This is a genomic window from Paludisphaera borealis, assembly GCF_001956985.1.
Classification (GTDB): domain Bacteria; phylum Planctomycetota; class Planctomycetia; order Isosphaerales; family Isosphaeraceae; genus Paludisphaera; species Paludisphaera borealis.
Genome location: NZ_CP019082.1, coordinates 4,165,901 through 4,178,343 on the forward strand (window position 1 = coordinate 4,165,901; position 12,443 = coordinate 4,178,343).

Below are 12,443 nucleotides of genomic sequence, written 5' to 3' on the forward strand. Positions count from 1 at the left end.
GTGATCGATCATGGACGCAGAGCGCGATCTCTTGCTCGGGCTGCTCGCGTTTCAAGCCGGGGCCATCGACGCCGATCAGCTCGCCGAGACCTGCGCGGGGCTTGAAGCGAGCCGCGCGGCGGGCGTCGGCGACCGGCTCGTGGATCAGGGGCTGGTGACGATCGAGCAGCGGACCGAGCTGGAGCGGCTCGCCGACGACCGGGTCGAAGAGCACAAGGGGGACGTCCAGGCGACGATCGCCGCGACGATCGACGGCCGGTCGCTCGACGCCCTCCGCGGGGCCGTCCCGGCGCTCGACGACGGCGCGACCGAGGCGTTCCAGGCGCCGGCCGGCCACGTCCTGATCTCGTCCATCGGCAAGCTCGACGACGAGTACGACAATCGCGACCGCTACACGCTCACCCACTTGCACGCCAAGGGGGGCATGGGCCAGGTCTGGAAGGCGCGCGACGCCGCGCTCGGGCGCGAGATCGCGCTCAAGGAGCTGCGGCCGGAGCAGGCGGACAACTCGGTCGTCTGGTCGCGGTTCCTCTACGAGGCGAAGATCACGGCGCAGCTCGAACACCCGGGGATCGTCCCGGTCTACGAGATGGGCGAGGGGAACGCGCCCTATTACACGATGCGGTTCGTCAAGGGCCGGACCCTCAGCGAGGCGACCCGCAACTACCACAAGGAGCGCGCCAAGGGGACCGCCGACCACCTCGGCCTGGTCAACCTGCTGACGTCGTTCACGGCGGTCTGCAACGCCGTGGCCTACGCCCATTCCCGGGGGATCATCCACCGCGACCTCAAGGGCCAGAACGTCGTCCTGGGCGACTTCGGCGAGGTGATCGTCCTCGACTGGGGCCTGGCCAAGCGGGTCGTCGGCGCGGCGGACGAACCCGCCGAAACCGACCTCGAACCGGGCCTCGCCGGCCGGATCGCCGAGCATCTGGCCGCGGCGGTCGGGCCGACCATCGCGGACGACGCGGACGACGATCGCCGCCACCTTGCCGGCGACGCGACGGTCGCGGCCACCATCGCCCCCGGCGGCGGCCTCTCCGACGACGAGACGACGCTTCCTCCCGAGGACGACTCGAATCACAAGCCGAAGCCGAAGCCGGGTTCGACGTCGAAGGACAAGCCGTCGAAGCGCGAATCGGGGGCGGGGCCGGAGGGGACGATCCAGGGGCAGCTCCTCGGCACCCCGGCCTACATGGCCCCTGAACAGGCCGAGGGGCGACACGACCTGGTCGACTTCCGTACCGACGTCTACGGTCTGGGGGCGATCCTTTACGAGGTCCTCACCGGCCAGCCGCCGTTCACGGCCAAGAAGACCAACGAAGTCCTCCGGATGGTCCGCCAGGACGCCCCCACGCCCCCGCGCCGGATCAACACCCGGATCACCGCCGACCTCGAAGCCGTCTGCCTGAAGGCCCTCTCCAAGTCGCGGGCCGACCGCTACGAATCGGCCGGCGAGCTCGCCCGCGAAGTCCAGCGGCACCTGGCCGACGAGCCCGTCACCGCCTACGAAGACCCCTGGACCGTGAAAGCCGCGCGGTGGGCGCGGCGGCATCGCACGGCGGTCGCCGCCGCCTCGGCGCTGCTCGTCACCGCGACCCTCGCGCTCGGCCTGAGCACGGCCGTCGTCACGCAGGAGCGGAACAACACCCGGACCCAGGAAGTCGTCGCCCGCCAGACGATCGACGATATGTACACGAAAGTCGGCGAGAGCTGGCTCGAAGACCGGCTCGACCCGATCCAGGAAGAGTTCCTCAAGAAGACCCTGGCCTACTTCGAGAAATTCACCCAGCGCGCCGCGAACGACCCGGCGGCCCAGCTCGAACACGGCCGGACCTACCAGCGAATGGGCGACATCGAGTTCAAATTCGGCCGGCTCGCCGAGGCCGAGAAGGCCTATCGCAACGGCCTCGCGCGGCTCGCCCCGCTCGCCGCCCCCCCGAACGCCCCCGCCGAAGCCCGACGCGCCCTCGCCGCGAACCAGACCAAACTCGCCCAGCTCTTGTTCCGGACCGACCGGTTCGACGGCGCCAGGCCGTTGTACAAGGAAGCCCAGAACCTGCTGCGGCCCCTGGCCGACGGCGCCGCCACGACGGTCGAGGACCGGTTCCTGTTCGCCCGCGCCCTCCGCAACGAGGGCCAGCTCCTCCGCCGCCTGGGCGACCTCCCCGCCGCCAAGCGCGACTACCTCGAAGCCGTCGCCGAGCTGGACGCGGCCTTGAAGGTCGACCCCAAATCGGCCGAGGTCCGCAACGACCTGGCCCAGGCCGAGGACTATCGCGGCCGGCTCCACCGCGAGCTGGGCGAGCGCGGCGAGGCCGAGGCCGCCTTGCGACGGTCGCACGAGCTGATCAGCGCGCTGGTCGTCGAGTTCCCGACGATCCCGCGCTATCGCGAGGCGCTTTACCACGCCTGCAACGACCTCGGCCGGCTCGCGTATGAAGACGGCCGGCTCGACGAGGCCGCCGCGCTCTGGGGCAGGGCGTACAAGGAGACCGACCGGCTGGCGCAGGACTTCCCGGACCGTCCCGAGTACAAGGTCTACCTCGCCGGCGCCTGCACCAATTACGGCGGCGTGCTGGCCGACCTGGGCAAGACCCGCGAGGCCGAGCCGATCCTCAAGAGCGGCGTCGAGATCAACGCGAGCCTCGCCAAGCAGTCGCCCGACGACCGCCAGGTCCGGTTCGACCTGGCCAAGTGCCACTTCAACCTCGGCTACCTGTACGTCGGCCAGGCGCGATTCGACAAGGCCGTCCCGTTGATCGAGAAGGCCCGCGACCTTAACCAGACGCTCGTCGACGAGCTTCCCGACGTCCCCCGCCACCGCGAGCTGCAGGCGATCTACCTCCGCCGCCTCGGCGCCGCGCTCGAAGCCTCGGGACGCCCCGGCGGGGAGGACGCCTACCGCAAGTCGCTCGACCTGATCCAGCGGCTCGCCGCGCGGTATCCCGACAACGCCGTCTACCAGCTCGAACTCGCCCGCTGCCTCGACGGCCTCGGCGGCCTGATGGTCCAGGCCGAGAAGTACGAACCGGCCGAAGGGCTGTTCCAGCAGGGGCTCGCCGCCCTCGACGTCAAGCAGACGCCCGCGCTCTCGACCGAGGCGCTCCGCGAGAAGTCGATCCTGCTGAGCAACCTCGGCAGCGTCCGCCGGGCCGCCGACAAGCCGACCGCCGAGGCGCCGATCCGCCAGGCGATCGCCATCTCCCAGGCGCTCGCCGACCGCAAGCCGCCGGCCCGCGACGACGTCCGATCGCTCGCCATCGCCCAGGAGACCCTCGCCGAGACGCTCGAAGCCAAGGGCGCCCGCGACGAGGCCGCGGCCTCCTTCCAGACAGCCGTCGACCGCATGACCCAGCTCGCGACCGACGCTCCCGGCGAGTACCTGGAGCAGTTCTACCTCGGCTATTTCCTCGAACAACAAGGCAAGCTGCTGGCGAAGCTCGGCAAACCGGCCGACGCCAAAAGAGCCCTCGAATCGGCCGCCGCCCACCAGCGCGAGGCGGTCAAGCTCACCGACGGCAAGGTCCCCACCTATCGCGAGATGATGTTGAGCCACCTCGAAGCGCTCGCCGACGTCGACCTGACCCTCGCCGCCTACGACGACGTCCGCAAGGCCGCGCTCGAAATGCCCCGAACCGCCGTCGCGCCCGGCGTCGGCTACTTCGCCGCCGCCAAGACCCTCGCCCGCGCCGCGACCCGGATGCACAAAGACGCCAAGCTCGACCCGTCCCGCCGCGACGACCTGGAGCGCAAGTGCCTCGGCAGCGTCGTTCTGATGCTCCGCGAAGCCATCGACGCCGACCCCAAGCTCAACGACCAGCTCAAAACCGAGCCCGCCTTCAAGGAACTCCTCGACCGCTCCGAATTCCAGACCCTCCTCGGCGACCTGGTCGACCTGCGGAAGTGAAGTCGCAATACGACCCCGAAGCGCCGGCGAGTGAATCAGCGCGGTTTGCCATTGGGTTGCATGTAGCGATCAAAACAGACTGTCACGAGCATGCCTTCTCCCCTCGCGAGGGGAGAAGGGAATTCGGCCCTGGCCCGCCTGCATTCCAAGGGCCATCGTTCCGACGGCTCGCCGGCCCCGCGACGGCGAGGCCGGCGGTCGGAACTCCCACCGAGCGGGTGGCTACTGTTTGACGTTCCCTTGCATGCCCTGGAAGACCGGGATCAGCCCGTTCTCGAAGACGGGCCCCACGGAGCTGGGGAGGGACAAGTGGAACTCGTACCCGCTCGGCGCCGTGGGGGTCGAGGAGAAGCCGAGGAAGGCCGGCTCCTTGGGGAGATTGAGAAGGTCTTTCAGCTCGGGCTTGTTCAACGTCGCGGCCAGTTGCGCCGCGATCATCCGAACGAAGCCCTGGGCGCTCAGAATCATCATGAAGCTGGCCCGATCGGCCAGCGCCGATCGCACCACCTGGAAGGAGGGCAGGGTGCCGACGGGCGCGTCCGCTTTCAGGAACTGATCAATCTGGACCTTGGCTTCGTCCCACGTCGGCGCCGTGATCTGGAGCACGCGCTTGCCGTCGGCGCCGATCCAGTAGCTGAACGAATCGCCGCCGAATATCGCCTTGAGGCTTGCAGCGCCGCCGCCGCCGCCCGCCGCCCCGAACTTGGCGAGCTTCTCGTCGTCGAAAACCGCGACGACGTGGGTGTAGCTCACGCCCTGGTAATTCTGGGCGTCGCGCTCGATCTTGACTTCCTTGTAGAAGTTCAGCGGACTGTCCGAGTTCTTCATGGCCGAGAGCATCGCCTCGGTCGCCGCGACGTACACCTTGGGATCGGTCGCGTTGATGACGTTGAACGCGCGCATGCCGTGCTCGAACGACACGGAAGAGAGCGTCTCGATCCGCCCCAGCGCATGGAACTGCTCCAAGGCGCGAGTCATCTCGGGGCCGAACTTCCCCCCCGGACTGATCATCCGCAGGCTCATGTTCTGCATTTTCTCGACCGTCGACGCCTGCATGTTCATGTACATGTAAAACGCAGCGCCTGGAGCGAGCTTCCCCAGGTCCACCGGGCCGACCTGAGCCGCGGCGTTCCCCTTCGCGGAGTCGGCCCCCGGCTTCAGTTCGAGCTGGCCGGAGAGCTTCAGGCCGGCGGGGGCGAAGTCGAGGCTCAAGGTCAGGGCGTCGGCGTCCTTGATCGCGTCGAAGAGGCCGCCGTACAGGTCTTTGATCGCGTCCATCGACGGTCCGTTCGGCGACTTCTGACCGGCCTGATCGAGGGCTCCCATGAACGCCTGCCGCCCCTGCGCGATCTGATCGGCGTAGCGGGTCGAGAGCTGCGAGGCGTTGACGAAGACGCCGACGTCCCCGGCGAAGAACGGCTTGGCCAGCGCGGGGGTCAGGACCGCGTCGAGCGTCTTCCCCTTCGGCTTGGCGATCGCAGCGATCAGCTCCTTGTCCTGGCCGATCGCCACGAAGCCGGCCCCCTTGAAGGCGTACCACGGTCCGCGGCCCTGGGGGCTGTCGAACTCGTCGAAACCGCCCTCCTGGGGCCTGAGGGCGGGCGCCGCGCCGTTGTTCGTCGCCTTGACCACGCCGTCGTAGTCGTCGTTCAGCACCAGGGCCGCGAACGGGGGGCCGCTGGGGCCGACGGCCGGGACCAAGCGGCTCAGACCGACCCAGGGGACGTCGCCGATAACCCCGCCCCCCAGCTTCCGAAACCGGTCGAGAGACTGCGAGATCGCGGGGACCGCCGCCTGGGCCGCTCGGGGGCTCATGGCCTTGATCATGTCGACCAGTTCGCGGGAGACCGGCTCGACGCCTCGGCCGCGAATCACCAGGTCGACGTCGCCCGGAACGGCCTTCAACCAGGCCGCCGAGGCCTCCGCCGGGGCCTGCCCCAACGCCGAGACGAGAAAACACATCGCCAACTGTGCAAGCATTGAAGATCACTCCGTTACGGGGAGGGGAGGCGGCCGGCTTCACCCCGGGACTCTCGTCCGCGCGAGCCGCCGTTCCCGAAGCGTCCGTCACTCTATCGGAGGCCATCAATGGCTGCAAGCACCCGACGACCGCTGGAGTCGGTCTCCTGAAAATGAGCTGACGAGAACTCACGCGGGCGGCCTCCGAATACAAGCCCGAAGCGCCAGCGAGTGCATTTCCGGTCGGCCAGCGGGGAATTCACTCGCTGGCGCTTCGGGCTGCCATGAAAATAGCCCGTGGGACGATCGGGGGGCGAAATACAAGCCCGAAGCGCCAGCGAGTGCATTTCCGGTCGGCCGTTCGGGTCCATGCACTCGCTGGCGCTTCGGGCTTGTATTCGGACCCGCCGACCACGAGTTCTTTTTCATGAGGCCGGGTGTCTCCACCGCGTCATGACGGTTTGTATTCGGCCCCGGCCGACCGCTCACGCTCGGCGATCGGGCACCCACAAGGGGCGCCCCTACGGCAAACCACAGACCGGAATTTTAGGCAGCCCGAAGCGCCGGCGAGTGAATCGATTCGATTCGAATGGCCGACCGGAAATGCACTCGCTGGCGCTTCGGGCTTGTATCCGGACCTGGACCCCCGAACCCCTATGTTCACGACGGCGTCACGGGCGGTTTCTCCGGCTTCGGAAACCGACCTCGGGGAAACGGCCCGCCGGGCTTCTTCGACGGGGCGTCGCATGTCGTATCCTTATTGTGGTGGATCAGCGGCCGGGGGTTCTTTGGCAAGACGGCTTCAGGGATCGAGCGACACGCGAAAACCGCGCGAACGGACCCAATTTCGGCCCGGCGGGTCGAGAGGTCGAGATCGAGCGACACGCGAAAACCGCGCGAACGGACCCAATTTCGGCCCGGCGGGTCGGGCAGGCGAGAAAGGGGTCGAGCGGGTGAGAAGAACCGCGCGAACGAACCCAATTCCAGGAAGCGGCCAACCAGCGCCAACCTATTACCGAAATTCGGCTTGCGTCGTTTCCTCAGCGATCGTCCCAGGGACGTTCGGCGCGAACGGACCCAATCGTCCGGAAGGCCGCGCGGGGGTGGATAGGAGGCTCCGGTGGAGGCGGCGCGGGCGAATTCCGCGCGAACGGACCCAATTCCGGGGAACGGTCGGGACCTCGTGGACGATCGCGGCAGGGGCGAATTCCGCGCGAACGGACCCAATTTCGGGGGAGGGTTCGGCGGACGATCGGGGAGGGCGGGGAGGGGGGCCGCTTGAGGGGATCGGCCGGTGTTCCTACAATCGAGGGTGGCGTAAACGGCGCGGAGCACGCGCGGCGGGTTCCTAAGGTTGGATGGGAGGTGGGTTTTGAGCTCAAGCCCTTGGACGGCCACGGACCCGGCGCTGGCGGGCATTCGGGATTCGTTGATCCAGACGCTCCGGGGCTACGGCCGGGTGGCGGTCGCGTATTCGGGGGGGATCGACAGCACGGTCGTCGCCCGCGCGGCGTTCGAGGCGCTCGGCGACGCGGCCGTGGCGGTGACGGCGGTTTCGGAGAGTCTCGCGCAGGGTGAGCTGGAAGAGGCCGAGAGCCTGGCCAAGCAGATCGGCATCCGCCATCGGCTGATCCGGACCGAGGAGTTCGCCGACCCGAACTATCTCCGCAACAACGCCGACCGCTGCTACTTCTGCAAGTCCGAGCTGTACGGCCGGCTGAGCGGTCTGCTGGGCGAGCTGGGGGTCGACGTGATCGCCTCGGGGGCCAACACCGACGACCGGGGCGAGCACCGGCCGGGGATGCGGGCCGCCGGCGAGAACGGCGTGCGGCACCCACTCCAGGAATGCGAGCTGGGCAAGGACGCCGTCCGGGCCCTGGCCAAGGCCTGGGGCCTGCCCACCTGGGACAAGCCGGCGACCCCCTGCCTGTCGAGCCGGATCGCCTATGGCGAGGCGGTCACCCCCGAACGCGTCCGGATGATCGACGAGGCCGAGGCCTGGCTCCGCCGCCAGGGGCTGCGGCTGCTCCGGGTCCGCTACCACAAGAACGACATGGCCCGGATCGAGGTCCCGCTCGACGAGCTGGCCAAACTCGCCGCCGAGCCCGTCCGCTCCGAGCTGGTCAAGGTCTTCCGCGACCTCGGGTTCAAGTTCGTTGCCCTCGATCTGGAAGGGTTCCGCTCGGGAAGCCTCAACGGCCTGATCCCGCTCGAAAGCCTCCTGGTCGCCCCCACGGCCCGGCGCTGACCGGATCGAACGCGGGCGACGACGATTCGATTCTCTTTCACAACGTGTGATGGGACCTTCCGATGGCTCGCGTGACGTGCCGATGCGGTGAGACGATCGAGGTGGCCAGCGGAGGTCCGGAGCGGATCGTCTGCCCGCGCTGCCAGACGCGGATCCGCATCCGCCGTCCCAAGGACCAGACGGCGGCCGCCGCCGCGGACGACGGCTACATCCGGTTCCCTTGCCCGTGCGGCAGGCGGCTGAAGCTGCGGGCGACGAGCCAGGTCGAGGCCGGCAAGTGCCCCGACTGCGGGCGCGTGGTGCCGATCCCCGAATCCGCCCGGACGGCCGGCGCGGGCGTCGGCGGCTCGTACGGGGCGAGGGCCGACGATCCGGAGGCCCGCACCGACGAGCTGGACAAGCTCGACGTGGCGCGGCTCGACCGCTGGGCCGCGCGGCACGGGGTCTCGCCCGACGCCGCCGGCCGGCAGGCCGCGACGAAGCCCCCCCGGGCCCCCCAGCCACCGACGGAAGTCCCTATCCGGACGGGAGATACGCCGCCGATCTCGCCCCCCCCGGCCTTCAAGCGCGAGGCGGGCCTCCGCGTCTGCCCGAAGTGCCGTAAACCCCTGCACATGAGCGCCACCGTCTGCCGGTCGTGCGGCGAATCGACCCCCAAGACCTGACGCGGGCCGAAGACCGCTACTCGTCGGGAGGCCGACGCCTGAGGGCCGGGTCCCAGGCCCCCGTCCCGACGTCGTCCGGCCCTCCGTCCAGCCACCGCTTCGCCTCGAACGCCCCGTGTTCGTCCTTGAGATTAGGGCCGACCGAATGCACGAGGAACCGCCCGTCGCGCCGCTCGACCCGGTACGCCTCGCCCGAAAACGGGTCGACCGGCGGATCGGCCAGGAACTCGGGACCGATCGCCGCAACCGACTCCGGCCACGAGCCGGTCTTCCGGCGGTGCCGCTCGGCGGCGCACAGGATGACCGCCGCCCCCAGGCTGGCCTGGTAGCGAGTCAGGGCCTTCTCAGCGGCGGTCGCGCCCGGCGTCATCAGCAAGGGCAGCGTCGCAACGAACATCCCGAGCCGGGACTCCTTCACCCGGCCGACCTCGACTCGCCACGCCTTCCAGGCCGCCTGCCGTTCGAGGGGAGGGCGGCTCGCGGCCGACACCAGCTCGTTCATCCATTCGAGCCCCACAGCCCGCTGGTTGTCGAACATGAGCGTCCCCCAGGGGGCGATCGCGTGGGCGGGGTCGCCCGGCGACCACTGGCCGCTGAGCGCGGCGATGGAGAGTTCGGCGTCCCGGACCTTCCGGATGACCTCGTCGAGCATCGCCCGCTCGCCCCGCATGGCCTCGATCAGGAGCGTCTGGGGCGACTCGTGGAGGAGGTCGGCCTGGAGCGCGGCCAGGGCGGCGTCGGACGGCTCACCCTGGGCCAGGACGCGACGAGCGGAGTGCATCGCGATTTCCCCCAGCGCGATCCGGACGAGCTTGGAGATCACCATGGGCTCGTCGCCGATCGAGCGGCCGACGCCGAGGATCGCCCGGCAGGATTCGAGGGCGCCGTCGATGTCTCCGTCCTGGGCCTGGATCGCCGCGTCGGCCGCGAGCAGCCGGGCGACGAGCCGGGCCTCCTGGGTCTCGGGCAAGCGGATGTCGATCGGATTGGGGGTGAGTTCCAGGACGTGCCCTCCGCCCTCGTAGTCGGCGACGGTTCGGGCCAGTCCGACGGCGTCGGCGTGATCGGCCAGTTCGGCCCGCACCAGGTCGGCCGTCTCGTCGTCCATCCGGACGTTGCTCTCCAGACGCGCGAGCCGCTCGAAGGCCCGGGCCGCCTCGCTCGGCGTCGGCGTCGGCGTCGGCCCGCCGGGATGCACCGGCGCGTCCGAGGGCCAGCCCTCCGGCATCATCGCGACCACGTCGGCCACGACGATCGCGGAATTGTCCTCATCGGGCGGCATGACGCGGGCGGCCATCAGCTCGTCGAACCGCCAGCCCGGGTCGTCCCGGTCGGTCGCGGCGAGCGCCGCGGCCAGCCGACGGTCGACGAACCGCCCAGCGTAGATCCCCACGCCGAAAGCCGTTGCGAGGATCAAGAGCACCGAGACGCCGACCAGCCAGGGCCACCGCCGACGCCGGGGCCGAGGAAGATCGCCCGGCGCGGCCTGGGCTCGTCGCCAGGGGAAGAAACGGATCGGCCGGTCGGCGATCGACCGCCGGGTTCCCGAGCGGGACGACCCTCGGGCTCGGTCGATCAGGAACCCGATCAACCCGGCCGCCGCGCCGACGACGATCCCGAGGAGGACGGCGGCGAGATAGACCAGGACGACCTTGAAGACCAGCTGATGCAGGCCGAAGCCGCGTCCGGCTCCCAGGCCGAACGCGGTCGGGACAAGTCCTACTGTCAGATAGAGGAGCGCGAACGGCCCGAAGACGAGGGAGAAGGCGCGGAACCCGGTCTTCGCCCCGCGCCCGACTGCCTTCAGGAAGGACGGCCGGGGAAGGGGGGTGACTTCGGTGACGTCGAGCGGTGGCGCGAGGGGTTCGGCGGGATCGGCTTCGGGGGCGTCCATCGTCAAAGGAATACTCCGCAAGGCAGCCCGGGGCGAGCCCGTCGGGGATGCTCAGTCCTTGACCAGTTGCTCGAACCGGCCGGCGGCGTCGTCCCAGGCGCGGGTGTTGCGGGGCTCGTAGACGGTGACGGGGAACGACCGGGCGACGACGGCGCGCAGCTCCTGGAGCGAGCCCAGGCGGCCACGGCCGAGGGCCTGCATCAGGATGTTGCCGATCGCGGTGGCCTCGACGGGGCCGCCGTGGACCGGTCGGCCGCAGGCGTCGGCGGCGAACTGGCAGAGCAGCGTGTTCTTCGACCCGCCGCCGACGATGTGGATCGTCTTGATCTTGGTGCCGACGATGCCTTCCAGCCGCTCGATGGTCCAGCGGTACTTGAGGGCCAGGCTTTCCAGGCAGGTGCGGACGAGCGGCCCCTCGGCGTCGGGGGGCGTCTGGCCGGTCCGCTTGCAGAACGCCGCGATGCGCGAGGGCATGTCGCCGTGCGACAGGAACGACGGGTCGTCGGGGTCGATCAGGGCGGTGAACGGCCGCGACGACATGGCCATCGCCATGAGCTGCTCGTAGCTCATCTCGTTGCCGGCGCGGGCCCAGGTGCGGCGGCTCTCCTGGACGAGCCAGAGCCCCATGATGTTCTTGAGCAGCCGGGTCGTCCCGGCGACGCCCCCCTCGTTGGTGAAGTTGTACCGCTGGGTCTCCGGGGTGATGACGGGCTGGCCGACCTCGACGCCCAGCAGCGACCAGGTCCCCGAGCTGAGGTAGCACCAGTCCGGAGGGGCGCCGGGCGCGGCCGGGGGGCCGACGGCCGGCACGGCGGCGACGGCGCTGGCGGTGTCGTGGGTCGGCGGGGCGATCACGGTGAGCGGCTGGCTGACGCCGACCTCGGCGGCCACCGACTTCCGCAGCATCCCCAGCTCGCTCCCCGGATCGATCAGCCTCGGCAGGATGTTCCGGGGGAGGTCGAGCGCCCGGCAGATCTCGTCGGACCACTCGCCGGTGCGGGGGTCGAGGAGCTGCGTGGTCGACGAGTCGGTCCGCTCGCCGGCCCGCTCGCCGGTCAAGAGCCAGCCCAGGAGGTCGGGCATCATCAGCAGGGTCTCGGCCGAGTCCAGCAGCGGCGAGCCCGACAGCTTGAGAGCCAGAAGCTGGTAGACCGTGTTGAACGGCAGGAACTGGAGCCCGGTGATCTCGTACAGCCGGTCGCGCGAGATCCGCTTGAAGGCGGCGTCGAACATCCCCTCGGTGCGGGCGTCGCGGTAGTGGACCGGGTTGCCCAGGAGAGTGTCGTTGCGGCCGACGAGCCCGAAGTCGACTCCCCAGGTGTCGACGCCGATGCCGTCGAGCGACCCCTTGACCGCCGCCGTCTTGCCGATCGCCGTCTTCATCTCGTCGAAGAGGCGGGGGAGGTCCCAGTACAGGGTGTCGAGCATCTGCACCGGGCCGTTGGGGAACCGATGCATCTCCTCCAGCCCCAGCCGCTCGCCGTCGAAGCGCCCAAGCATCCCGCGCCCGCTCTCCGCTCCCAGATCGAGCGCCAGGTAGTCCGTCGTCGTCGCCATGTCGCCTCGATCCTCCGCGCGCAGTATAACCCGGACCGTTCCCCGATCCCTCGCCCGACTCGACCCAAAACGTCCCCTGTCCAGGACGCACGCACGCACGATGGAAGCCGAGCCGAATCCCGTTATCAAAGGGCCGATCATAAAGGCTGCGCCCGCCGTTCGGCAAGCGGGCGACGGGCCGGGCCTCGACCTCCTACGCAGCACGAGTGG

Annotated in this window: 6 protein-coding genes; 3 read left to right on the plus strand and 3 right to left on the minus strand. The window is 69.7% G+C overall.

Annotated features, from left to right (window positions below):
• Positions 1-10: 10 nt before the first annotated feature.
• Positions 11-3,910, plus strand: a complete 3,900-nt coding sequence (locus BSF38_RS32365) for a serine/threonine-protein kinase (RefSeq protein WP_076347326.1) — start codon at positions 11-13, stop codon at positions 3,908-3,910.
• Between the two features lie 222 nt (positions 3,911-4,132).
• Here the strand turns inward: BSF38_RS32365 and BSF38_RS16270 are convergent, their stop codons facing one another.
• On the minus strand, positions 4,133-5,890 hold the full coding sequence (locus BSF38_RS16270; RefSeq protein WP_076347328.1) for a hypothetical protein: 1,758 nt from the start codon (positions 5,888-5,890) through the stop codon (positions 4,133-4,135).
• A 1,351-nt stretch (positions 5,891-7,241) separates the two neighbouring features.
• Between BSF38_RS16270 and larE the strand changes: the two genes are divergently transcribed.
• Together larE and BSF38_RS16285 are read left to right on the plus strand one after the other, a co-directional pair.
• Positions 7,242-8,117 (plus strand): ATP-dependent sacrificial sulfur transferase LarE, encoded by an 876-nt coding sequence (gene larE / locus BSF38_RS16280; protein ID WP_076347332.1) that lies wholly within the window; start codon positions 7,242-7,244, stop codon positions 8,115-8,117.
• Between the two features lie 62 nt (positions 8,118-8,179).
• Complete coding sequence (locus BSF38_RS16285; protein ID WP_076347334.1) at positions 8,180-8,782, plus strand: hypothetical protein; 603 nt, start codon at positions 8,180-8,182, stop codon at positions 8,780-8,782.
• A gap of 16 nt (positions 8,783-8,798) precedes the next feature.
• Here BSF38_RS16285 and BSF38_RS16290 read toward each other — a convergent pair whose 3' ends face one another.
• Both BSF38_RS16290 and BSF38_RS16295 read right to left on the minus strand, forming a co-directional pair.
• Complete coding sequence (locus BSF38_RS16290; RefSeq protein WP_145952166.1) at positions 8,799-10,682, minus strand: hypothetical protein; 1,884 nt, start codon at positions 10,680-10,682, stop codon at positions 8,799-8,801.
• A gap of 45 nt (positions 10,683-10,727) precedes the next feature.
• Positions 10,728-12,233, minus strand: coding sequence for a rhamnulokinase (locus BSF38_RS16295; protein ID WP_076347338.1), 1,506 nt, complete (start codon positions 12,231-12,233; stop codon positions 10,728-10,730).
• Positions 12,234-12,443 lie beyond the last annotated feature (210 nt).